We start from the raw sequence: 24815 nt of genomic DNA, 5'->3' as shown, positions 1-24815 counted from the left end.
ATCGGTTGCGCCGATGCTGTCGCCGCACACGTCAAGGCGGCGGCAATGCACTATTGGCTGCGGCAGTACCAGTCCCAGATCACATCGGGCAGATGCGCCTGCAGTGGCAGCTCCAGTGCGCGGTAGCCATCCAGCACATCGCGCAGCATCTGTTGCGCTGCGGTGGGCCCGGTGACGCCGTCGAGTTCATCCTGGCTCAACTGCAGCAGCGACCAGTCGTACAGGCGATCGATCCGCTGGGCCATTGCCGCCTGCAGCCAGGCCTGCAGTGCGAACACGCGATACCCCTGCTGCTCCAGCTGCGCCACTGCCACCTCGAGCGCCTGCCCCACACCACGAAACCATTCGGTGTGCCCGCCCGCCGCACTGCGAATCGCCAATGGGGCCGGTGCGTTGTGCTCACCCAGGGGCCGGCGCAGTTGCAGTTCCAGATCCCGCGCATCGCGTTCGCGCTCGGCTTCCACCAGCACGCCGCGCTCCAGGTCGAAGAACGCAAACCAGCGCGGATGCAGGCTGCCGATGCGGCCCAGCGGGTCGCGCGAAAAGCCGATCTTGCAATGGTCTTCCCACTGGCACGGGAACACATAGGTGAAGCAGCGGCCGTCGATGGCCACCTTGCCACGGCGCAGCTGCGCGCTCATTGGCCTGCCTTGCGCTGCGCCTGCAACTCACGAGGTTGATGAGCCTCGACCGGCTGCTCCCAACCGAACACGCTGCGCCCGCCATAGCGGTGCGCATCCACGCGTTCCTGCGCGATATACGCCTCCACCGACGGACCGCGTGCGCCGGCCTCCAGCCGACGTGCCTGCGCATCCAGCCGCGCGATGGCCTGCAGCCGCTCCTCGTTGCCGAGCCGGGCCTGCTGCATCGCCTGCTTGAGCACGCCGATGGTGTGATCCAACACGCGCGTGGGCACCGGGAACGGATGCCGGTCCTTGCCGCCGTGGGCAAGCGAAAAGCGCGCCGGGTCGCTGAAACGACACGGGGTGCCATGCAACACCTCGGCCACCATCGCCAGCGAACGCACGGTGCGCGCGCCCACGCCCGGCACCTGCAACAGCGCGGTGAAATCGGCGGGGCCGCACTCGGCCGCAGCCGCCAGGCTGGCGTGCAGCCGGCGGGTGATCACGTTTTCGCTGCGCACGTCGTGATGGCCGGGCATGCTCAGATGCGGTTGCTGCGCGGGGTCCCAGCCCTGGCCTGCAAACAGGTCACCGGTGACCGGCGCCTGCGCCACAGCAGGCGCAACCGGTGCCTGCGCGGCGTCGATGCGTTGCCACTCACGGGCAAGGCGATCCGGCGGCAGCGTCTGCAACAACGCCACCTGCGCCGCACGCGCGGCAGCGGCGCGATGGTCGGCCAGGTTGACGATATTGCCCTGCTGCGGCCCGTCGATGGCCGCATGCGGCGCATCCACAAAACTGCTCAGCCCTTCCGACAACCAGTGATAGCGGCGCGCCTGCTTGCGTTGCCCGTTCATGCCCTGCTGCACCACCACCCAGCGCCCGTCGTCGCTGACGATGAAACTGTGCAGATACAGGTCGAAGCCATCCTGCACCGCGGCGCTGTCCACCTTGGCCACCAGGCGACTGGCCTGCGCCAGCGCAGCGCCATCCAGCCCGACCCCATCGCCCACCGCCAGCAGTTCGGCCGGCGTTGCGCGCGAGTGCCGCCCGCGCCCACCGCAGACATGGATGCCGAGTTCGCCGGACAACGGCGTGAGCCCGCGCTTGAGTGCGCCCATCACGCTGGTGGTGATGCCGGAGGAATGCCAGTCCATCCCCATCACCGCGCCAAAGGACTGGAACCAGAACGGATGCGCAAGCCGCCGCAACAATTCATCGCGCCCATAGGTGTGCACGATCGCCTCGCACATCACCGTGCCCAGGCGCGTCATCCGCTCACCCAACCAGCGCGGTACGCGCCCGCCATGCAGCGGAAGATCGGCACTGCCGCCGCGCCGGCTCATTGCAACCTCGTCGTCATCTGCACAGGATAGCGAGACCGCCGTCGCACGCCGTGCGATTGGCGTGGACCGCAATAACGCGCAACTGACGAGTTCAGTTCCAGCGGACCGCTGAAACCGGCACGGCGAGCTCGGCCCATTGCCATCGCGCAGTGCCGCGCATGCCCGGGCATCACCCACGTACCGATGTGAACACCATCACCGCATTGCCTACACCCTGCGTTGACCGTCGCGTGGTCAAGGTGAAGGCCCTCTCAGCCATCGCCACGGGGCTCGCATGAATGCCACTCCCGCCGCAGCCCGTGACACGGCGCCGGCCACCGCCACCACTGCCGCGCCGACCTACCCGGTCAACCTGCGCATCAATGGTCAGCCTTACCAATTGCAGCTCGAAGCCTGGGTCAGCCTGCTTGACCTGCTGCGCGACCGGCTCGATCTCACCGGTACCAAGAAAGGCTGCGACCACGGCCAGTGCGGTGCCTGCACGGTGCTGGTCGATGGGCGCCGCATCAACAGCTGCCTGACGCTCGCCGTCATGCAGGACGGCGCCGAGATCACCACCGTCGAAGGCCTGGCCGAGGGTGATCAGCTGCATCCGCTGCAGCGCGCCTTCATCGACAACGACGCCTTCCAGTGCGGCTATTGCACGCCCGGGCAGTTGTGTTCGGCGGTGGGCCTGATCAAGGAAGGCAAGGCACACGACCGCGACCAGGTACGCGAACTGATGAGCGGCAACCTGTGCCGCTGCGGTGCCTACCCGCAGATCACCGATGCGGTGATGCAGGTCATGGGCAAGCCCAGCGACAGCAGCGACAGCGCCGCCACGCCATGGACCCCAGGGACGGTGCCGGCATGATTCCGCTCACCTACACGCGCGCGGACTCCGTCGATGCGGCCCTCACTGCGTTGTCGGTGCGTGGCAGCGATCCGCACCCGGTGCCTGCCGAAGCCCCGGTGCGCCTGATCGCCGGCGGCACCAATCTCACCGACCTGATGAAGCTGCAGCTGATGCGGCCGGGCAGCCTGGTCGACATCAATCGTCTGCCACTGGACGGCATCAGTGCGCTCCCCGAAGGCGGCCTGCGCCTGGGCGCACTCGCGCGCAACGCCGACACCGCTTACCACCCGGAGGTGGAAACGCGTTACCCCCTGCTGAGCGCGGCGATCCTCGCTGGCGCCTCGCCGCAGATCCGCAACATGGCCAGCAATGGCGGCAACCTGCTGCAGCGCACGCGCTGCCTGTATTTCTACGACCACGCCACCCCGTGCAACAAGCGCGAGCCCGGGACCGGCTGCTCGGCCATCGGCGGGCTCACCACCTACAACGCCATCCTCGGCGCCAGCGCGCAGTGCATTGCCACGCACCCGTCGGACATGTGCGTCGCGCTGGCTGCGCTGGACGCGGTGGTGCACGTGCAAGGCCCCAATGGCGAGCGCGACATCCCGTTCGCGCAGTTCCACCGCCTGCCCGGCGAGCACCCGGAGCTGGACAGCACGCTGGCCCCGGACGAGCTGATCGTGCATATCGACCTGCCCGATGCGCAGCGCTTCGTCGCGCATAGCGCCTACCTGAAGATCCGTGAGCGGCTGTCGTACGCCTTCGCGCTGGTGTCTGTGGCCGCCGCGCTGGACCTGGCCGAGGACGGCAGCATCCGCGAGGTGCGCGTTGCCCTGGGCGGCGTGGCGCACAAGCCCTGGCGCAATCCCGACGCCGAGGCGCAGCTGGTGGGCAAGCCGGCCACGGCCGACAGCTTCGGCATCCTGGCCGATGCCCTGCTGCAGGGTGCGCAACCGCAAGGCAAGAACGCCTTCAAGCTGCCGCTGGCACGCCGCGCGATCGTGCGTGCGCTGGACGTCGCCCGCGAGGGCACCATCGACAACCGCGGGCGAACCAGCGCGCTGGAGGAAGCGCCATGAACGCACGCAGCACCGATGCACTCGACAACGACCTGAGCCCGCCGGTTGCCGACAGCGGCACCGGCTATCGCCCCACCGGCACCGGCGTCACCCGCATCGACGGGCGCGCCAAGGTCACCGGCCAGGCGCGTTATGCCGCCGAATGGCCGGTGCCCGACCTGGCCTATGGCGTGGTGGTCAACAGCAGCATCGCCAAGGGCGAGATCGTCGCCTTCCATCTCGACGCCGCGCGTGCGGTGCCCGGCGTGCTGGAGATCGTCACCCATGAAAACCGGCCGCATATGCGCGGCATGGACGTGTTCTACAAGGACATGACCGCACCGGCCGGTTCGCCGTTCCGCCCCTTGTACGACAACAAGATCCTGTACAGCGGCCAGCCGATCGCGCTGGTGGTGGCCGACACCTTCGAAGCGGCGCGCCATGCTGCGCATCTGGTGGAGGTGGAACTGCTGCAGGACCCGCACGACACCAACCTGATGACCAACCTGGACCGTGCGCACAAGCCCAAGGCCATGAAGGCCGGTTTCTCGCCGCCACCCAAGGACAAGGGTGAGCCGGACAGCGCCTTCGCCAATGCCGCCGTCCAGGTGCAGGCCGACTATTACAGCGGCGTGGAGCACCACAATCCGATGGAGCTGTTCGCCTCCACGGTGATCCGCGACGCCGATGGCCACTTCACCATCTACGACAAGACCCAGGGCTCGCAGAACAGCCGCTGGTACGTCTCGCATGTGTTCGGCCTGAGCAAGCGCAAGGTCACCGTGCGCAACCCCTACGTGGGCGGCGCCTTCGGCTCCGGGCTGCGCCCGCAGTATCAGTTGCCGCTGGCGGTGATGGCCTCGATCCTGCTGGACTGCTCGGTACGCGTGGTGCTGACGCGGCAACAGATGTTCACCTTCGGCCATCGCCCGGAGACGCTGCAGCGGCTCAAGCTCGGTGCCGACCGCGATGGCCGCCTGCAGGCGATCTGGCACGAGGCCATCGCCGAGACCTCGCGGATCGAGGACTACGTCGAGGTGGTGGTCAACTGGAGCGGGCAGCTGTATGCCTGCGACAACGTGCATCTGGGCTACAACCTGGTGAGCCTGGACCAGTTCAGCCCGATGGACATGCGCGCCCCCGGCGCCGCACACGGCGTGCATGCGCTGGAAGTGGCAATGGACGAGCTGTCCTATGAATTGGGCATGGATCCGCTGGCGCTGCGCCTGAAGAACTACGCCGAGGTCAACCCGGCCGACGACAAGCCCTACTCCACCAAGGCACTGCGCGCGTGCTACCAGCAAGGCGCCGAGCGCTTCGGCTGGGCGCAGCGCCCGTTGCAGCCGCGCGCACGCAAGGAAGGCAACGAATGGGTGGGCTGGGGCATGGCCACCGGGCAATGGGATGCGATGCAGATGTTTGCGCGCGCGCACGCGGTGCTGCACGCCGATGGCCGGCTGGTGGTGAGCAGCGCAGCCAGCGATATCGGTACCGGCACCTATACGGTGATGGCGATGATCGCGGCCGAAGCACTGGGCCTGCCGCTGGAACAGGTCACCTTCCAGCTGGGCGATTCGACGCTGCCGGTGGCACCGATCGAAGGCGGCTCATCGCACGTGACCACGGTGGGCTCGGCGGTGGACGGCGTGTGCGGCAAATTGCGCGCGCGGCTGCTGCGGCTGGCGCAGGCGTTACCGAATTCGCGCTTCACCAAGGCCAAGCTGGACGAGGTGGTCTTTGCCGATGGCACGCTGGCGTTGCGCGCCGACGCCGGCACCACCATGGCCCTGACCGAGGTATTGCGTGCTTCCCAGCTGGAACAGATCGAAGACAAGTTCCTGCTGCTGCCCAATGTGCTCAAGCAACGCAACTACACCCGTGCCACCCATGGCGCGGTGTTCGTGGAAGTACGGGTGGACGAGGAGCTCGGCACGGTGCGGGTCACCCGCGTGGTCAGCGCCGTGGCGGCCGGGCGCATCCTCAACCCGATCACCGCGCGCAGCCAGATCGTCGGCGGCGTGGTCTGGGGCATCGGCCAGGCGCTGCACGAACACACCCAGTCCGATCACCGCTTCGGCCGTTTCATGAATCACGATTTTGCGATGTATCACGTCTCGGCCAATGCCGACATCCACGACATCGATGTGATCTTCGCCGACGAGGACGACCGCATCGTCAGCAGCCTGGGTGCCAAGGGCGTGGGCGAGATCGGCCTGGTCGGCGTCTCGGCGGCGATCTGCAATGCGATCTTCCATGCCACCGGCAAGCGCATCCGCAGTACCCCGATGACGCCGGACAAGGTGATGGCGGACTGAGGCCTGCACTGCAGGTGCCCGCGCGCGCCCCTCAGGTAGAGCCATCTGCCTGAGGGCGGACGCGCCGGCAGCGTGCTGGCGCTGCAGCGTCTGCGGCAACCGCAGGCGCAACAATCCGGTCAGCCGCGCGTCGGTGGTGCCGAACAGGACAGTCGGCGCGTCCTGCTGGTGGGAGGATGTGTCTTTCGGAGGATCCAGCGTCAGCGGCACAAAAGTGCCGCTGGCGGTCGGCGCATCGCGCCCAACCGACCATGCCATGCACTCAGGTGCGCGTGGCCGCCAGAAAATGCGCACGGTCCTGCTGGGTGCGGCGGCGGATCTCCGCCAGGGCATCGCTCTCGGTCGCCTCCAGCATGGATTCGAACAGGCGCTGGAAGTGGTTGCGCATGGCCGTGCGTGCCGCCATCGGGTCGCGTTGCTGCAGGGCCTGCAGGATGGCGGTGTGTTCGTCCACACGGGTGGCGCCGTCGTCGTGGCAGACCCGCGCGTACACCTCGCGCACGCGCGGCAACTCGTTGCGCATGCGCCAGATCAGCTGCACGCAGTGCGCCACCACCGGGTTGCCGCTGATCCGCGCGATCGCCAGATGGAAGGCGCGGTCGTAGTCGGCGGCGGCCGCATCGCTGAGCCCAGGCGCCGACAGCGCCTGGATCATGCCATTCAATTCATCCAGCTCCGCATCGGTGATGTGGCTGGCCGCCAACGCGGCCGCTTCCGCCTCGATCACCGCGCGCGCGGCGGTCAGCTCGAACGCGCTGACATCCGGCAAGGCGCCCTCGTCCGAGGCCAGGCGTGGCTTGACGTACACGCCCGAGCCGATCTTGATCACGATGCGGCCCTGCGCCTCCAGTGCGATCTCGGCTTCGCGCACGGTCACGCGGCTGACGCCGAAGCGCTCGGCCAACTCGCGTTCGCCCGGCAGGCGCGAGCCGACCGGGAATTCGCCCGTGTCGATCAGCGCGCGGATCTTGGCGGCAACGGAGTGGTACAGGCGGTTTTCGGACATCGGCGACTCAAACCCTCAAGGTGATCGGCCCGGCACGCGGGTGCCGGACAGGTGGCGCGGCGGAAACCGCGCCGGTGGCGACGCTAGAACCGGTAGCGCACCCCCAAATAATAGCGTCGCCCGTAGGTGTTGTACTCACGGAAGCTACCGGGCACCGGCATGTCGGAGATCCGCGGCTCATTGGTCAGGTTGGACGCCTCCAGCGACACCGACAGCTGCGCATTGACGCGGTAGCTGGCACGCAGGTCCAGGGTGCCGCTGTCGCGCACGTAGCGGTTCTGCGCCGGGGCGCCGACGAACTTCTGGAAATACTCCGAGCGGTACTTGTAGATGGCCTGCAGGTCGACCGCGCCGATGGCGTAATACAGCTGGCCGGAGAACACGTGCCGCGACAGGCCGAAGATATTGGCCGGCGCGACGATGCCGCCGCTCACCAGCCCGGTCGCCGGATCGATCTGGTCGCCCAGGCGCAGATCCTGGGTCTTGTAGTTGGAATCGGCGTAGTTGTAGCTGAGCTTGACGCCCAGGCCGTCGAATGGCGCCGGCAGGTAGGAGAAGCGGTGGGTGCCGGTCAGCTCCAGCCCGGTGAGATCGCTCTTCTGCCGGGTGGTGACGTCCTGCACCACCGGCACCACCACCGACGTGCCGTCGATGACGAAGCGTTCGTCCACCACCGTGGGCACCGCGCCCCCGGTGAACTGCTTGTAGTAGACCGCGGCGCTGAGCAGGGAGTCGGCATTGGGGTACCACTCCAGCGACACGTCTGCATTGGACGACAGCAGCGGCCGCGTGCGCGGGTTGCCGGTGGCGGTGATGCTGCCGATCGCCTCGCCGACGGTCGTGAATTCGGTCCCCGGTTCCAGGATGAAGGTGCGCCCGGCAGACAGCGCCACCAGATCCGGGCGGGCCATGGCCCGGTACAGCCCCAAGCGCAGCTGGGTCTGGTCGGTCAGGCCGATGTTGGCGTTGAAGCTGGGCAGGAACACGCGGTTGGACGCGCGCACCGTCTGCGCGGCGAAGCGTCCGGTTTCCACCAGCTGGATGGTGCCGTCGGGGTTGTCGATGACGTCCAGCTCGCCGCGCAATCCCACCGAGCTCACATCGGTGCGCACCCAGCGCACGCCCAGGTTGCCATCCAGCGGTCGCCCGAACAGCGTGCTGGCAAATTCGCCCATCACGTACAGCGCGCGGGTCTTTTCTTCCACGTCGGAGTCGGCGGTGCCGCGCGGGTCGGCATTGCGGCCGGTGTCGTCCACGCCGGTAATGGCGCCGAACAGACAGCGGCTGTCGAAGGTGGCCCACTGCTGGATGGTGTTGCCGCTGGCGCCGGAGAGGAAATCCTCCTGCGGGAACGGTTGCCGGCAGGCCAGGTTGGCGGCGCGGATCGTGGCCGCATCGGTGACGTTGCGCTCGACGCGGTCGTCCAGGTCGCGGTAGGTCGCCTCGGACAGGCGCACGCCACCCTTGATGGAGGTAAGAAGCCCGCTTTCCGGGGTGAAGGCGCCATCGAAGCGCCAGGCCCGGATGGTGTGCTCGCGGCGCAACTCGTCGCGGCGCGCACGCGCGGCCGCGCTGAAATTGTCCGGGTTGTTCAGGTCGAACGCAGGATCGACCACGATCCCCGGCACATCGCCGGCATAGGTATAGGTGTAGTCCACGCGCTGCCCGTTGATCCCGGGCACGCGGTTGCCGTTGATGTCGGTGGCATTGGAGCGCAGCCGCATCATGCGGTCGATCTCGCTGCGCTCGGTGCGCGAATACGACAGGTCGGTGGACAGCATCCAGGCCGCGTTCGGGCGCCATTCCACGCGCAGCCCGCCACCGCGGTACTGCTCGTCGCGCACCTTGTAGTCGGTGGACGATTCCACCGTACTGCTGCCGGTATGGCCGAGCAAGGCGCCGTTGTCGCCCACCTGGCGGTTGTTGAGGTTGCGCAAGGTCTCGGAGAAATTGAGCTCGGCGCGGTCTTCGGTGACGGTGCGCTGCGAGTCCTGGTAATCCAGGGCCACGTCCAGGCCGTCGAACGGCCGCCATTGCAGCGCTGCGAAGGCGGCATCGCGTTGATCGTGTTCGCTGATCTGGCGGTACACGCGACTGCCGGGCGCCAGGTAGTACGGCGTGCCCGCCTGCACCTGCGCCGGGGTCACGGCGGTGCAGTTGCGGCTGGCGCCCACCACCTCGTTGGCGTTGCAGGCCGTCCAGGTGGAGCTGCTGCTCATCACCTCTTCCGGGTTGGTGCCTTCCAGCCGCTGCAGGCCGAGCGAGACCCCCAGCTTGCCGGCCCCGCGCAGGTCGAACTGGTCCAGGTAGCTGACGGTGCCGCGCCAGCCCACGCCATCGGCGTCGCGCAGCTTGCTGTCGCCGTCGGCATAGGTCGCCCGCCCGTCCAGCTGCACGCGGCGCTTGCCGAATTCCAGCGGCCGCACGGTCTGCATGTTGACCGTGCCGGCGATGCCGCCCTCGACAAAGTCGGCGCGCTGGGTCTTGTAGATCGCCACGGTGTTGATGAGTTCGGAGGGGAACTGGTTGAAGTTCACCGAGCGGTCGCCGCTGCCGTTGCTGGCCTCGCGCCCGTTGAAGGTGGCCGAGCCCAGGAACGGCCCCAGGCCACGGATGGAAATCTCCGACGCGCCGCCCTTTTCGCGGTGCGTGGCCGCACCGGTGATGGTCTCGATCGCCTCGCCGATCGACAGCGCCGGCAGGTCGCCGATGTCCTCGGCCGACAGCACGTCGGCCACCACCGTCTGCTCGCGCTTGCTGTCAATGGACGACTGGATCGAGCTGCGGATGCCGGTGACCTTGACCTGATCCAGCGTGGTGGGCGCTTGCTCCGGTGCCTGCTGGGCGGCATCGCTTTGCTGGGCCAGGGCTGCCTGCGCGCTTGCCAGTAAAAAGGCAGTCAGCAGCGCCTGGGCCAAGGCATTCCGAATAATTGGTCTACGTAATTGGACTAGTTTCAGATAACGCACAATTCCTCCTCCCAAAGGACGCTCGAGACCGAGCGAGGTGGAGACTCCACGCGGATCAACGCCAAGTCAACCATTTCTGCGATTTATCTAACGAGCCACCTGACTAGGCCAGTTCTGTGGATTATTTTGTGCAATTGCAGCATGACATCGAGCCGATCGCGGGCTTCAATACAGACCAACTGGACTACTCTTTTGGTTGACGATCCAGCCTGCACTGTTACCCTCGGCCATCACCGACGCGCCAGCGTCCAGGAGCATCCCGATGCGATCCCCCGTTTCCCTTGCCTGCCTGTTGCTGCTGTGCGCGCCCGCCTGGATCGGCTCGGCCCAGGCCACCTCGTACCTGGTGCACGACCAGAGCGAGTACGCCGTGGCAGCGGCCGCGCTGCGTGCCGGCGATCGCATCGTGCTGGCCGATGGGCAGTGGCGGGATTTCGCCATCGTGCTGCGCGGGCAAGGCACCGCCGAGCAGCCGATCACCCTCACCGCGCAGACGCCCGGCAAGGTGATCATCAGCGGCACCTCCGACCTGCGCATGGCCGGCACCTACTTGGTGGTGTCGGACCTGGTGTTCCGCGACGGCCACGGCCCGGGCGATGCGGTGCTGTCGTACCGCATCTCCAGCAAGGAACGCGCGCGCCACAGCCGCATCACCCGGGTGGTGGTGGACGGCTTCAGCAAGCCCACCCGCAACGATTCGGACAACTGGGTGGCGCTGTACGACAGCGACAACCGCTTCGACCACAACCAGCTGGTCGGCAAGACCAATGCCGGCCCCACCCTGGTGGTGGTGCGCGACGCCACCCAGGGCCTGGACAATCGCCATCGCATCGACCACAACTGGTTCGGGCCACGCCCCAACCTGGGCGCCAATGGCGGCGAGACGCTGCGCATCGGCACCAGCAGCGACGCCGACAGCGCCTCCAACTCGGTGGTGGACAACAACTGGTTCGAAGGCTGCGACGGCGAGGTGGAGGTGGTCTCCAACAAGTCCGGCGGCAACACCTACCGCGGCAATGTGTTCAAGCAATCGCGCGGCGCGCTGGTGCTGCGGCATGGCGATGGCAACCTGGTCGAGCGCAACGTGTTCTTCGGCGACGGCAAGGCCAACACCGGTGGCATCCGCGTGATCAACCGCAAGCAGACCGTGCGCCACAACTACCTGGAAAACCTGGCCGGGGATGGCTATTCGTCGGCGCTGAGCATCATGTACGGGGTGCCCAATTCGCCCGCCAACCGCTACGTGCAGGTGGACCAGGCGCGCATCGAGCGCAACACCTTCGTCAGCGTCAACCAGCTGTTCTTCGGTGCCGGCATGGATGCCGAGCGCACCGCCGCGCCGATCAACAGCCGCTTTGCCGGCAACCTGATCGTGGCCGCCAGCGACCCGGTGCGCGTGCTGGGCGATCTGTCCGGCATCGCGTTTGCCGGCAACCTGCAAAGCCCGCTGGCATCCACCCGCCTGCCCGGCGGCGTCGACAGCCGCCAGGTGACGATGACCCGCGCCAGCACCGGCTTGCTGGTCGCCGACAACGCCACCGGCGTCGGCGCCGACCCGGCGCTGAGCTACATCGCACGCGACCAGGTGGGCGTGAGCTGGTATCCCAAGCAGGCGCCGCAGGCGGTGAGCGACAGCGGCCGCCGTACGCGCGTGCGGCCGGGCCCGACCAGCCTGACCGACGCCGTGGCGCACGCCGGCCCCGGCGATCGCCTGCAGCTGGATGCAGGGCGCTACCAGGTCGATGACATCCTCGACGTGGACCGGCCACTGACGCTGGAAGGCCCGCAACACGGGCGTGCGCGGATCCGCTTTTCGCAGCCGGCGCTGTTCCAGATCGCGCCCGGCGGCACACTCAGCCTGGCCCGGCTCGAGATCGATGGCCGCGCCGCGCCCGCACAGCCGGGCAACGCGGTGATCCGCACCAGCCCCGGCACCGCCGTGGCGCAGTACCAGCTCACGCTGCGCGACACCCACCTGCATCATCTGGACGCCCAGCCCGGCTTCGATGTGATCGCGCTCGGCAAGGGCAGCCTGGCCGACCACATCCTGCTGGACAGATTGCTGGTCGAAGACGTCTCCGGCCGGGTGCTGTCCGCACGCGCCGAGACCGACGACCGTGGCACCTACAACGTCGAACAGGTGACGGTGCAGCAGTCGCAGTTTCACCGCGTCGCCGGGCCGGTGCTGGACCTGTATCGTGGCGGCCGCGATGAAAGCACCTTCGGCCCGGTGCTGCAGCTGAGCGACTCGCACTTCACGCAGGTCGGCCGCGCTGCGGATGCGTCGCTGCGCCTGCACGGCGTGCAGCGTGTCGCGCTGCGCAACAACCGCTTCGTCGACAGCGCCGCGATCCTGGCGCAACCCACCACCGGCACGCCCCACCTGATCGCCAGCGGCAACCAGTTCGTTCGCACCCCGGCGTTGCATGCCGACGCAGCGGAGCCCCTGCTATGACCCGTTCCACCCGCCTGTTGCTGCTGGTCCTGGTCGGCGCCGGCAGCGCCCTGTCCTGTATCGCCGCGCCGTCACCAGCGGCCGAGCCAGCGGCGCAGCCGCAACCGCGCGCCACCGACGCCGCACCAGTGCTGGTCACCGCCCAGCAATGGCGCGCCATGGCCAGCGATGGCGCCAGGCTGCCGGTGTTCGCCCGCGAACAGGCACGCGCAGAAGCCAGCGTGCGCGCGGCGATGGGGGCCGGTGTGGACGTGCCGGTGCCCAGGGACCCCGGCGGCGGCGCCAGCCACGAACAGCACAAACGCAACTACCAGGCCATCCAGGCAGCCGGCGCGCTATACCGGCTCACCGGCGACCGCGCCTATGCCGACTATGCGCGCGACGTGCTGCTGGCCTACGCACGCCTGTATCCCACGCTGGGCGCACACCCCGCCGGGCGCGGCCAGGTGCCGGGGCGGCTGTTCTGGCAGTCCTTGAACGACTCGGTGTGGCTGGTCTACGCAAGCCAGGGCTACGACGCCATCCGCGACACGCTCAGCGCGCAGGACCGCGCCACCATCGACCGCGACGTGTTCGCGCGCATGGCGCACTTTTTGTGCGACGAAAGCGCAGACAACTTCGACAAGATCCACAACCATGCCACCTGGGCGGTAGCCGCCGTGGGCATGACCGGCTATGTGCTGCGCGACCAGGCGCTGGTGGACAAGGCGCTGCGCGGCAGCAGGCGCGATGGCAAGGCCGGCTTCCTGGCGCAGGTGGACCAGCTGTTCTCGCCGGACGGCTACTACGCCGAAGGCCCGTATTACCAACGCTATGCCCTGGCGCCGTTCGTGCTGTTCGCCAACGCGATCGCGCGCAACCAGCCGCAGCAACGCATCTTCCAGCGCCGCGACGGCGTGCTGCTCAAGGCCGTGGACAGCCTGGTGCAGAGCAGCTACGGCGGCTATTTCTTCCCGATCAACGACGCCATCCTCGACAAGGGCCTGGACACCGAGGAACTGGTGGCCGGCATCGGCATCGCCTACGCGCAGACCCACGATGCGCAACTGCTGTCCATCGCACAACGCCAGCGCCGCGTGCTGCTCACCCCCGAAGGCCTGGCCGTGGCCAGCGCGCTCGCGCAGGACCGCGCCCAACCGTTCGCCTTCGGCAGCGTGTTGCTGCGCGATGGCGCACGGGGCGACCAGGGCGCGCTGGCGATCCTGCGCAGCGGCGGCGACGACGGCCAGACGCTGGTGATGAAGAACACCTCGCAGGGCATGGGCCACGGCCATTTCGACAAGTTGAACTGGCTGTTCTACGACAACGGCCAGCGCGTGGTCACCGACTACGGCGCGGCGCGTTTCCTGAACGTGGAAGCCAAGGCCGGCGGCATCTATCTGCCGGAAAACAGCAGCTGGGCCAAGCAGACCATTGCGCACAACACGCTGGTGGTGAACGAGACCAGCCACTTCAACGGCGACTGGAAGGTGGGCGAGCAGCATGCGCCGACGCAGCTGCTGTTCGCCGGCAGTGCCGACACCCGGATCGCCTCGGCGCGCATGCAGCAGGCCTACGACGGGGTCAGCTTCACCCGCACCCAGGCGCTGCTGTCGCACCCGCAGCTGCGCCTGCCGGTGGTGGTCGACCTGCTGCGCGTCAGCGGCAGCGCGCCGGCACGCTACGACCTGCCGCTGCACTTCAACGGGCAGATCATGCAGGTCGGCTTCACCGCAGAGCGCGCACTGACGCAACGTCCGGTGCTGGGCAAGGCCAACGGCTATCAGCACCTGTGGGTGGACGCCTCCAGCGATGCGAGCACCGACACGCGCAGCCTGAGCTGGCTGCTCGCCGGCCGCTTCTACAGCTACCGCTTTGGCAGCAGCGCGCCGGCGCGTGCCCTGCTGGTGGAGAGCGGAGCCAACGACCCGGACTTCAACCTGCGCCGCGAACCGGCGCTGATCCAGCGCGTGGATGGGCAGGCCAATGTCAGTTTCTTCGGCGTGCTGGAACCGCATGGCGAATACAACGGCACTGCCGAATACGTGCATGGCGCCGACAGCCGCATCCGCGCCATCGAGCGCGTGCGCGGCGACGATGCCGAGGTGATCGTGCTCACCCTGGTCGGCGGCCAGCGCATCGCGCTGGCGGTGGCCGACGACGCCGATGCACAACGCGCCCACCAGGTGCAGGCCGGAGGCCAGCACTACCGCTGGCGCGGCGGTTACGCGCGCTTCGATCGCGCTGCAGGTGAAAAATGAGCACCGCCTCCACCTCCACGACACCCACGCGCCCCGCAGGCAAGCGCTCGGCGGTGCGCTGGCTGATCGTGGCGCTGATCGCGGTGGCCACGGTGATCAACTACATCGACCGCAACGCGCTGGCGGTGATGTGGCCGGCGATCTCGCGCGACATCGGCGCCACCAAGGAAGACTACGCGCTGCTGGTCACCATCTTCATGCTGTTCTATGCCGCCGGGCAGTTCGTGTTCGGGCGGCTGTTCGACATCATCGGCACCCGGCTCGGCTTTGCCTTGTCCATCGCGGTGTGGTCGCTCTCCATTGCGCTGCATGCCATCACCCACTCCATCATGGCGTTCTCGGTGGTGCGCGCACTGCTGGGCATCAGCGAAGCCGGCGCCTGGCCGGGCGCGGTCAAGGCCAATGCGGAATGGTTTCCCACCCGCGAGCGTGCGCTGGCGCAGGGCATCTTCAATGCCGGCGCCTCCATCGGCGCGATCGTCTCGGCACCGCTGATCGCGCTGCTGTTCCTGTCGTTCGGCTGGAAGGGCACCTTCGTGCTGGTCGGCGTGCTGGGCATGCTGTGGTTACTGCCGTGGCTGGTGATCTACCGTGCCGGGCCGGACCGGCATCCCTGGGTCAACGCGGCCGAGCGGGCGTTGATCCTGGACGCACCCGAGGCCGGCAGCGCGCCGCCGCCGGCTTACCTGCCCACGCTGCGCCAGCTGATGTCGCACCGGCAAAGCTGGGGCATCGTGCTGGCGCGGTTCTTCCTGGATCCGATCTGGTGGCTGTTCGTGTCGTGGCTGCCGATCTACCTGGCCGAGACCTTCCACTTCGACATCAAGCAGATCGGTGCGTTCGCCTGGGTGCCATTCGTCGGCGCGATGCTGGGCAGCCTGTGCGGCGGCTGGTTGTCCGGGCGCCTGATCGCGGCCGGCTGGAGCGTGGACCGCGCGCGCAAATGGACCATCACCCTGGGCGGGGCCATCATGGCGCCGGCGCTGCTGGGCGCCGTGCAGGCGGCCGACCCGCGCATGGCGGTGCTGACGATTGCCGCGGTGCTGTTCGGCTTCCAGATCGCCATCGGCAATATCCAGACCCTGCCCGGCGATCTGTTCGCCGGTAAATCGGTCGGCTCGCTGGCCGGCATCGGCGGCATGGCCGCGGTGGCCGGCACCCTGATCACCACCTGGCTGGTCCCGGTGATGACCGCGACCTCGTACGCACCGATGTTCATCCTGGTCGCCGCGCTGGTGCCGGCCTCGCTGGCCGCGCTGTGGCTGGTCACCGGCCGCATCCACCGACTCGACGCACCGGGCACCTGAGCGTGCCTGCCGCCTACTCCGCTTTCCCCACACCAACAGGACATACCCGCATGCATTTCCACGACAAGGTCGCCATCGTCACCGGCGGCGGCCGCGATATCGGCCGCGCCATCTCGCTCAAGCTGGCCGCTGCCGGCGCCAAGGTCTGCATCAACTACGCCAACGACGACGCCAGCGCGCGCGACACGCTGGCACAGCTGCAGGCCGCCGGCGGCCAGGGCATCCTGCACCGCGCCGACGTCACCGATGCCACCGCCGTGGCCGGCCTGCTGACCGCCACGCGCACCGCCTTCGGCCAGCACATCGATGTGCTGATCAACGTGGCCGGCGGCATGCTGGCGCGCAAGCCGCTGGCCGATATCGACGAGGCCTTCTTCCATCAGGTGATGGACCTCAACCTCAAATCGGTCTACCTGACCACCCAGGCGGTGGCACCGCATATGCGCGAAGGCGGCGCGATCGTCAATTTCGCCTCGCTTGCCGGGCGCGATGGCGGCGGGCCGGGCGCGGCCATCTATGCCACCGCCAAGGCGGCGGTGATGACGTTCTCGCGCGCAATGGCCAAGGAACTGGGCCCGCGCGGCATCCGCGTCAACGCACTGTGCTGCGGCATGATCGCCACCCGCTTCCATGACGATTTCACCAAGCCGGAAGTGCGGGCCTTCGTCGCCAACGCCACCCCGCTGCGGCGCGAGGGCCGCCCGGAGGAAGCCGCCGATGCGGCGTTGTACCTGGCCTCGGATGCGGCCAGCTTCATCAACGGCGCCAACCTGGACGTCAACGGCGGCGTGTTCTTTTCCTGATCGACAAAGGAGGCTTGCGCATGGTCTGGCGATGGATGATGACTGCGACACTGAGTGTGGTGCTGGCAGGCCCGGCCACGGCGCACCCGGCACCCCGCTGGGTGCCGGCCTGGATCGCCTCGGCGACGCCGGACCGGCTCGACGGCGGTGCCGACACGCCGCTGCAATTTGCCGATGAAACGGTGCGCCAGGACATGCGCCTGGGCAGTGCGGCGGTGGCCTTGCGCGTGCGCATCAGCAACGAGCTGGGCACCACCCCGCTGACGATCGGTGCGGGCACGGCGCGTCTGCTCGGTAGCACCGGGGACGCCCACCCGCTGCGCTTCGATGGGCGCGCCAGCGTCACCGTGCCGCCCGGCGGCGTGCTGCTCAGCGACCCGGTGCCGTTGCGCGCACCGGCATTGGCCGAGGTGGCGGTCAGCCTGTATTTCCCCACGCCGGCGCGCCCGGCGGTACGCCGCACCGCGCTGCGGGTGGTCAAGGGCCAGGCCGAGGTACCGGACAGCAAGGCGCTGGCGTATCGCCAGAACGTCATCTCCGCCCTCTACGTGCAACCGCCGCATCCCCGCCAGACCGTGGTGGTGGCGCTGGGCGATTCGATCACCGAAGGCGCCACCGCCACGCGCGGCGCCAATGGCGACTGGCCGGCTTTGCTGGCCAGGCGGCTGGAGCAGCGTTGCCCCGGCAGCGTGGTGGTGCTCAACGCCGGCATCAGCGGCAACAAGCTGCTCGACGATGGCCGCAGCCCCAGCGCGCTGGCGCGGCTGGATCGCGACGTGCTGGCACTGCCCGGCGTGGACCAGGTGATCCTGTTCGAGGGCATCAACGACATCCGCCACAGCGGCCCGCCGGATGCGATTGCCGGCCGCACTGCTGCCGACATGGTGCTGGGCTATCGCCAGATCGTGACCCGGCTGCAGCAACACGGCATCGCCGTGATCGGTGCCACGCTGACCCCGTTCGGCAACTCCGATCGCTACGAGCCGGTGGCGGCGGCCACGCGCCAGACGCTCAACGGGTTCATCCGCGATGGGCAGGCGTTCGATGCGGTGATCGACTTCGACGCCGCGCTGCGCGACCCGGCCAGGCCGGAGTGGCTGCCCGCCGCGCTGACCCGCGACTTCCTGCATCCCAACGATGCCGGTTACCAGCGCATGGCCGAATCAGTGGACCTGTCGTTGTTCTGCAAGGCCCGCTGAGGCGCCTTGCCACGGTGACGCGCCTGCGCCAGGCGCGCTGCCACGGTGACACGGCGGCACGGCCGCATGCACGCTTGCCTGCCTTCAGCTCTGGCGCTTTTTCAGGATGCTGATCTCCCCGGAGGTCTCCAGGATCGCCATGTCGATATCGGCATCGTCGCGGCAATCGGCCTTGCGTTTTGCCACCTCGAAATCGGCATAGCTGACGTTGTGGCGGACCAGTTCCTTCCAGTAGATCTGCCCGCCCCGCGCCAGCAGCGCGGGGGTGCCCTGCACCCAGGTATCGATCCGCCGGCTGCGCGCGGTGGCCATGCCCACCAGCCAGTTCAATACCAACAAGGTGGCCGCCAGGATCATGCCGCCCAGCAACGAGACGTCTTCGCCGATCAGCGAGTTCTGCACCGCGGTTCCCAGCAGCACGATCAGCAGCACGTCGAATGGCGTGGATTGGCCCAGCGCGCGTTTGCCGGTCAGGCGCGTCAACAGCAGGACCACGCTATAGACCGCAACCGCGCGCAGCACGAACTCCCACCACGGCATACCCAGGTGCATCATTTCGTAGAAGCGCACGCGTGTTTCCACGTCCAGCATCGTGTGTCCTGACCGGTTTGATCGATGGCGCACGCTAGTGCGCAAACGGTGAAGGGGCCGTGCTGTCGCAGCGCCACTGCGGCCGACAATTCGGCACCCCTCGTGCACCGCAGCACGGCTTTTTGCTGGCGATCCGTTAGCGTCTGGCCTGGACACACGGGGATGGCGGGCATGGGGACTGGAATCACACGTCGCGGGTTGCTGCTGGGTGCCGCGTCGGCAGCGTTGTCGGCACAGCTGCCGGTAGGGTTTGCGTTGCCGCGGCGTGCGGCCGCGGCGCCGGCCTTTATCGATGCGTTGATTGCGCGCATGAGCGTGGAGGAAAAGGCCGGCCAGCTGACGCTGTCCGGTTCGGCGCAACAGACCGATGCGGCGGCGGCGGCCAATCCGGTCAACACCGTGCCCACCGCCGAGGGCCAGCTTGCCGCCGTACGTGCCGGGCGGGTGGGCGGCATCTTCAATGGCTCCAATGTGCTGTGGCACCGGCAACTGCAGCAGGCCGCGCTGCAGAGCCGGCTGAAGATTCCGCTGCTGTTCGCCGCCGATGTGATCCACGGGTTCACCACGGTGTTTCCGGTGCCGCTGGCTGAGGCCGCCAGCTTCGAGCCGGCGCTGGCGCAACGCACCGCGCGCGCCGCCGCACTGGAAGCCAGCGCAGTCGGCATCGACTGGACGTTCGCACCGATGGTGGATATCGCACGCGATGCGCGCTGGGGGCGCGGCGTGGAAGGCAGTGGCGAAGACGTGCTGCTTGGCCGGCGGTTTGCGCAGGCGCGCGTGCGCGGCTTCCAGGGCGAAGGACTGGATCATGCCGATGCACTGGCGGCCTGCCCCAAGCATTTTGCCGCCTACGGCGCCGCCGAAGCGGGCCTGGACTACAACACCGTCGACATCTCCGAGCGCAGCCTGCGTGAGGTCTATTTCCCGCCGTTCCAGGCCGCGTTCGATGCCGGCGCAGTGACCACGATGGCGGCGTTCAACGAGATCGCCGGCATCCCTGCCACGGCCAATCGCTGGTTGCTGAGCGAGGTGCTGCGCGGCGAGTGGGACTACCGCGGCCTGGTGGTGTCCGACTACACCGGCGATCTGGAGCTGATCGGGCACGGGGTCGCCAGCGATGCGCGCGAGGCAGCCAAGCTGGCGTTCCTGGCCGGTGTGGACATCAGCATGCAGAGCGGGCTGTATCTGCAGCATCTGCCGGCGCTGGTGGCCGCCAGCGAGGTGACCATGGTGCAACTGGATGCATCGGTACGCCGCGTGCTGCAGTTCAAGGCCGCGCTTGGATTGTTCGACGATCCGTTCCTGCGCATCGTGCCGGCACGCGCACAGGCACGGCAGCGGCGCCCCGAAACACTGGCGCTGGCACGCGAGGCGGCACGCAAATCCATCGTGCTGCTCAAGAACGATGGCGAGCTGCTGCCATTGAAGACACAAGGGCAACGCATCGCGCTGATCGGGCCGATGGCGCGCAACTGGACCGACAGCGCCGGCCCCTGGAGCCTGTTCGGCGGCGACGACAGCGGTAACGACCTGGCCACCGCACTGCGCGCGCGGCTGCGCGACCCGAGCGGCCTGCAGGTGGTGCAAGGCTGCGACTTCGAACATGGCCTGCCCGGCGGCGTGCAGGCGGCCGTCACCGCAGCGGCATCCGCGGATGTGGCGGTGCTGGCGATCGGCGAGCCGATGCGCTACTCCGGCGAAGCGCAGTCGCGCAGCGAGATCGTCATCCCCTCCGGGCAGCAAGCGCTGCTGGCGGCGGTGGCGGCCACCGGCACGCCGGTGGTGGTGGTGCTCAGCAACGGCCGTGCGCTGGTGATCGATGGCCCGGTACTCAAGGCACCGGCGACCCTGGTCGGCTGGTTCCTGGGCTCGGCATCGGGCGCCGCGCTGGCGGACATCCTGTTTGGCGCGCACGGTCCGTCCGGGCGCCTGCCGGTGAGTTTTCCGCACACCGCCGGGCAGCTGCCCTATAGCTATGCGCACAAGCCCAGCGGCCGTGCCGACCCGCGCCCGGATGCCTTGCAGCCATTCAAGACCCGCTACCGCACCGCGCCCCATGCCGCGTTGTTTCCGTTCGGGCATGGGCTGACCTATGGCCGCATTGAATACGGCGAGCTGCGCCTGAGCGATGCACGGCTGGCGGCGACCGGCAGCCTGCGCATCAGCGCGCGCATCCACAACCGCGGCACCCGCGATGCCGAAGAAGTGGCGCAGCTCTACATCCGCGACCGCAGCGCCAGCGTCACCCGCCCGGTGCGCGAACTGAAGGACTTCCGCAAGCTGGCGGTGCCGGCAGGCGGCAGCGTCGCGGTGGAGTTCGTGCTGCGCCGTGAGGACCTGCTGTTTATCGGCCAGGCATTGAAGCCGACGGTAGAGCCTGGCGTATTCGATCTCTGGGTGGCGCCCTCGTCGGAGGCTGAGGGCGTGTCCGCGAGTTTTGAATTGATGGGCTGAGTACGAATCGCGCTCGGAATGGCCCGGCCAAGGAGATGGATTTACCGCATGTCCTGCTAGTGGTGAGAGTCCAGCGACTTCGGCTGACCCAGCTTTTGACTGAATTCAAATGCGGCTACGACGTGGCATCCCGGATGTCTTGCCCAGGTGTGGTTGAACAGGTGGGGGTAGATCAGCTGCAGAGCGGCTGATCTGTGACATTGCTGCAGGGCCCTTGCCCGCCCACCATCGCAGGACACGCCGCAAGTACGTCCTTGTAGGCTCTTACGCGGCATCCATGCCGCGTAAGGTCCCGCGACGGTGGGTGGGCAAGGACCCGTCGGGATGGTCGGTGTGCATGGTCAGGAGCAGTGATGCCGTGCCCTGCGATGTGATGAGACGCAGTGCGATCTGATCGGCGTTCTTCGACGCGAGCAACTCGCTGCCATGCCGACATCGATTCACTCGTCATCGAAGGCACGTCTAGCCAACATGCTGACGCCATCGCTACAACCTTCGAAAGCTTTGTTAGCCGATCGTATTTCCGCGCAACACCTCTGCCAGGAACGGCGCGGTGCGGCTGCCACGCTGCCGCGCGACCGCCTCCGGCGCACCGGCCACCACGACGGCGCCACCCGCACCGCCCGCGCCCGGCCCCATGTCCAGCACCCAATCGCTGCTGGCGGCCACGCGCATGTCGTGTTCGACCACGATGACCGTATTGCCGGCTTCCACCAGGCCTTGCAACTGCCGCATCAAGGTATCCACGTCGGCCGGATGCAGGCCGGTGGTCGGCTCGTCCAGCACGTACACGGTGTCGCGTCGCTGCGCGCGTTGCAGTTCGGTCGCCAGCTTGATGCGCTGCGCCTCGCCACCGGACAGTTCGGTGGCCGGCTGCCCAAGCCGCAGATAGCCCAGCCCCACTTCGCGCAACACCTGCAGCGGGCGCAGCACGCTGGCATCGTCGGCAAAGAAGCTGGCGGCCTGGTCCACGGTCATCGCCAGCACCTGCGCGACGTTGTGACCCCGCAGCGCGATCTCCAGGGTCTTGGCGTTGTAGCGCGCGCCGTGGCAGCTGGGGCATGGCGCGTACACGCTGGGCATGAACAGCAATTCCACATGCACCGAGCCCTCGCCCTCGCAGGTGGCGCAGCGGCCCTTGGCGACGTTGAACGAAAACTGCCCCGGGTCGTAACGGCGGCGGCGCGCGGCTGGTGTGGCGGCGAACAACTTGCGCACCGGATCGAACAGGCCGGTGTAGGTGGCCAAGTTCGAACGTGGCGTGCGGCCGATCGGTTTCTGGTCCACCCGCACCAGGCGGCGCACCTGGTCGAGCCCGCCGACGATCGCACCACCCAGCGGCACCTGCGTGCCGCGCTCCAGCGGATCCAGCGCTTCGTCGTCCTCTGCCTGCGCCTGTCCAAGATGGGCGCCGAGCAACTCCACCAACGCCTGGCTCACCAGCGACGACTTGCCCGAGCCGGACACGCCGGTCACGGTGGTGAACACACCCAGCGGCAGGTCCACATCCAGGTCGCGCACATTGTTGCGGGTGATGCCGCGCAGCTGCAGCCAACCGGTGGCCGCACGCGCGTGGCTGTGCACCTGCGGCGGGGTGCCGAACAGGTAGCGGCGCGTGGACGAGGCTTCCACCTGCTCCAGTCCCGCCGGCGGCCCGCTGTACAGCACCTGCCCGCCGTGCACGCCGGCCGCCGGGCCGACATCGACGATCCAGTCGGCGTGGCGGATCACATCCACCTCGTGTTCGACCACGAATACCGAATTGCCGGCCGCCTTGAGCTGATCCAGCGCGCCCAGCAAGGCCTGCGCATCGGCCGGGTGCAGGCCCGCCGATGGCTCGTCCATCACATACACCACGCCGAACAACTGCGAGCGGATCTGCGTGGCCAGCCGCAGCCGTTGCAGCTCGCCCGGCGACAGCGTCGGCGTGCTGCGCTCCAGGCTGAGATAACCCAGGCCCAGCGCCTGCACTACGGCGATCCGCGCGCGCAGGTCGGCGGCGATGCGTTGCGCGGCGATCGCCTGTTCCGGATGCGTGTCGGCCTGCCCACGCTTGCCGTTGCGCTTGCGCTGGCCATCGGCAGCTTCGGCAGCCGGGCGCAGCAAGTCGGCCACCTCGTCCAGCGGCCGCCGCGACAGCTCGCCGATGTCCAGGCCCGCAAAGGTCACCGACAGCGCTTCGCGCCGCAGCCGCTTGCCGTCGCACTGCGGGCACTGCGTGCTGATCAGATACTGCGCCGCGCGCTTTTTCATCTGCGCGCTCTGCGTGGTGGCAAAGGTGTGCAGCACATAGCGCCGCGCGCTGGTGAAGGTGCCCATGTAGCTGGGCTCCTCCTTGCGGCGCAGCGCGCGCCTGGCCTCGTCCAGGCTGTAGCCGGCGTACACCGGCACCACCGGTTGCTCGTCGGTGTAGAGGATCCAGTCGCGGGTCTTCTTCGGCAGCTTGTGCCACGGCAGGTCAACGTCGTGGCCCAGCGTGGTGAGGATGTCGCGCTGGTTCTGGCCATGCCAGGCACCGGGCCAGGCGGCAACCGCGCGATCGCGGATGCTCAGCGTGGGATCCAGCACCATGGTCGCCTCGGTCGCATCGTAGATACGCCCCAGACCATGGCAAGTAGGGCAGGCACCGGCCGGGGTATTGGGCGAAAAGCCGTCGGCGTAGATGATGTCCTGCCCCGGCGGGTAGCTGCCCGCACGCGAATACAGCATGCGCAGGGAATTGGAGATGGTGGTGACGCTGCCCACCGACGAGCGCGCACTCGGCGCGCCGCGCGCCTGCTGCAAGGCCACCGCCGGCGGCAGGCCTTCGATGGAATCCACTTCCGGCACGCCGACCTGGTCGATCAGGCGCCGCGCATACGGCGAGATCGAATCCAGGTAACGCCGCTGCGCTTCGGCAAATACGGTACCGAACGCCAGCGACGACTTGCCCGAGCCGGACACCCCGGTGAACACCACCAGCGCATCGCGCGGGATGTCCACGTCCACGTTCTTGAGGTTGTGCTCGCGCGCACCGCGCACGCGCACCAGGCCGGAGGATGACGAGATTGGATTGGACATGACCACCAGACCGACATTCGACAACGCACTAGCCTAGCGCGGGACGCATGCAGCCGATGTCAGGGGCAACGGCCAGTGCTGCAGCGCCTGACGCTGATCGCCTTGAAATGCGTCAATCGAGGGCCCTGCAGCCAACTCTCAGCGTCGAGAGTGCGGCGCCCTCACCGCTTGCGGGACACGCCCTGAACCCATCCTTGGGGCTCGGTGGCGGCATCCATGCCGCCACACGGTCCCGCAACCGGCGAGGACACCGCACCAGACAGTTGGTCGGCGCTCGTTCGGAAAGCTGTTTTTCGTGCGGCGTGCATCAGACGTGCAACCGATGCTTCATGATCGAACGAGACGCATCCAGCACTGCTCTTCCATGCACACCGACCATCTTGACGGGTCCTTGCCCGCTCACCGTCGCGGGACCTTACGCGGCATGGATGCCGCGTAAGAGCCTACACGGACGTACTTGCGGCGTGTCCCGCGATGGTGGGCGGGCAAGGGCCCTGCAGCCAACGCGCAGCGTCGAGAGTGCGGCGCCCTCACCGCTTGCGGGACACGCCCTG

At 68.1% G+C, this 24815-nt stretch carries 15 protein-coding genes; 9 read left to right on the top strand and 6 right to left on the bottom strand.

Annotated features, from left to right (window positions below):
- Nucleotides 1-50: 50 nt before the first annotated feature.
- Nucleotides 51-641 (bottom strand): GIY-YIG nuclease family protein, encoded by a 591-nt coding sequence (locus H7A87_RS05880; protein WP_119129205.1) that lies wholly within the window; start codon nt 639-641, stop codon nt 51-53.
- Nucleotides 638-1969: a DUF763 domain-containing protein gene (locus H7A87_RS05875; protein WP_119129204.1), complete on the bottom strand. Its 1332-nt coding sequence runs from the start codon at nt 1967-1969 to the stop codon at nt 638-640. The genes H7A87_RS05880 and H7A87_RS05875 overlap by 4 nt, the downstream gene beginning before the upstream one ends.
- A 274-nt stretch (nt 1970-2243) precedes the next feature.
- On the opposite strand from H7A87_RS05875, the gene H7A87_RS05870 reads away from it, so the two are divergent.
- The 3 genes from H7A87_RS05870 to H7A87_RS05860 are packed head-to-tail and all read left to right on the top strand — an operon-like array spanning nt 2244 to nt 6177.
- Nucleotides 2244-2822: a (2Fe-2S)-binding protein gene (locus H7A87_RS05870; protein ID WP_115676337.1), complete on the top strand. Its 579-nt coding sequence runs from the start codon at nt 2244-2246 to the stop codon at nt 2820-2822.
- On the top strand, nt 2795-3883 hold the full coding sequence (locus H7A87_RS05865; RefSeq protein WP_180496902.1) for a xanthine dehydrogenase family protein subunit M: 1089 nt from the start codon (nt 2795-2797) through the stop codon (nt 3881-3883). The genes H7A87_RS05870 and H7A87_RS05865 overlap by 28 nt, the downstream gene beginning before the upstream one ends.
- Nucleotides 3880-6177, top strand: a complete 2298-nt coding sequence (locus H7A87_RS05860; RefSeq protein WP_119129203.1) for a xanthine dehydrogenase family protein molybdopterin-binding subunit — start codon at nt 3880-3882, stop codon at nt 6175-6177. Before H7A87_RS05865 ends, H7A87_RS05860 begins: the two co-directional genes overlap by 4 nt.
- Before the next feature lie 262 nt (nt 6178-6439).
- On the opposite strand, the gene H7A87_RS05855 is transcribed toward H7A87_RS05860, so the two are convergent.
- Entirely contained in the window at nt 6440-7183 is a 744-nt protein-coding gene (locus H7A87_RS05855; RefSeq protein ID WP_104582388.1) for an FCD domain-containing protein, read from the bottom strand.
- An 83-nt stretch (nt 7184-7266) separates the two neighbouring features.
- The gene (locus H7A87_RS05850) at nt 7267-10101 is read right to left on the bottom strand and encodes a TonB-dependent receptor (RefSeq protein WP_232087933.1); all 2835 of its coding nucleotides are present in this window, start codon (nt 10099-10101) and stop codon (nt 7267-7269) included.
- A 313-nt stretch (nt 10102-10414) separates the two neighbouring features.
- On the opposite strand from H7A87_RS05850, the gene H7A87_RS05845 reads away from it, so the two are divergent.
- From H7A87_RS05845 to H7A87_RS05825, 5 genes are read left to right on the top strand one after another with little or no spacing between them, the layout of a single operon-like run.
- A complete protein-coding gene (locus tag H7A87_RS05845) occupies nt 10415-12607 on the top strand; it encodes a polysaccharide lyase 6 family protein (protein ID WP_232087932.1) in 2193 nt (730 codons plus the stop codon).
- A complete protein-coding gene (locus tag H7A87_RS05840) occupies nt 12604-14847 on the top strand; it encodes an oligoalginate lyase (RefSeq protein ID WP_119129201.1) in 2244 nt (747 codons plus the stop codon). The genes H7A87_RS05845 and H7A87_RS05840 overlap by 4 nt, the downstream gene beginning before the upstream one ends.
- Nucleotides 14844-16154: an MFS transporter gene (locus tag H7A87_RS05835; RefSeq protein WP_119129200.1), complete on the top strand. Its 1311-nt coding sequence runs from the start codon at nt 14844-14846 to the stop codon at nt 16152-16154. Before H7A87_RS05840 ends, H7A87_RS05835 begins: the two co-directional genes overlap by 4 nt.
- Before the next feature lie 50 nt (nt 16155-16204).
- Complete coding sequence (locus H7A87_RS05830; RefSeq protein WP_104582383.1) at nt 16205-16957, top strand: glucose 1-dehydrogenase; 753 nt, start codon at nt 16205-16207, stop codon at nt 16955-16957.
- A gap of 35 nt (nt 16958-16992) precedes the next feature.
- A complete protein-coding gene (locus tag H7A87_RS05825; protein WP_119129199.1) occupies nt 16993-18156 on the top strand; it encodes an SGNH/GDSL hydrolase family protein in 1164 nt (387 codons plus the stop codon).
- Nucleotides 18157-18240: 84 nt separating this feature from the next.
- Here H7A87_RS05825 and H7A87_RS05820 read toward each other — a convergent pair whose 3' ends face one another.
- Complete coding sequence (locus H7A87_RS05820) at nt 18241-18747, bottom strand: YetF domain-containing protein (protein WP_119129198.1); 507 nt, start codon at nt 18745-18747, stop codon at nt 18241-18243.
- Between the two features lie 171 nt (nt 18748-18918).
- Here H7A87_RS05820 and H7A87_RS05815 point away from each other — a divergent pair, with 171 nt between their 5' ends.
- On the top strand, nt 18919-21201 hold the full coding sequence (locus tag H7A87_RS05815; RefSeq protein WP_119129259.1) for a glycoside hydrolase family 3 N-terminal domain-containing protein: 2283 nt from the start codon (nt 18919-18921) through the stop codon (nt 21199-21201).
- A 507-nt stretch (nt 21202-21708) separates the two neighbouring features.
- On the opposite strand, the gene H7A87_RS05810 is transcribed toward H7A87_RS05815, so the two are convergent.
- Nucleotides 21709-24261, bottom strand: coding sequence for an excinuclease ABC subunit UvrA (locus H7A87_RS05810; protein WP_119129258.1), 2553 nt, complete (start codon nt 24259-24261; stop codon nt 21709-21711).
- Nucleotides 24262-24815: the final 554 nt, after the last annotated feature.

Source organism: Xanthomonas sp. CPBF 426, from assembly GCF_903989465.1.
Taxonomy (GTDB): Bacteria; Pseudomonadota; Gammaproteobacteria; order Xanthomonadales; family Xanthomonadaceae; genus Xanthomonas; species Xanthomonas euroxanthea.
This window is presented reverse-complemented; position numbering and strand designations above follow the sequence as displayed.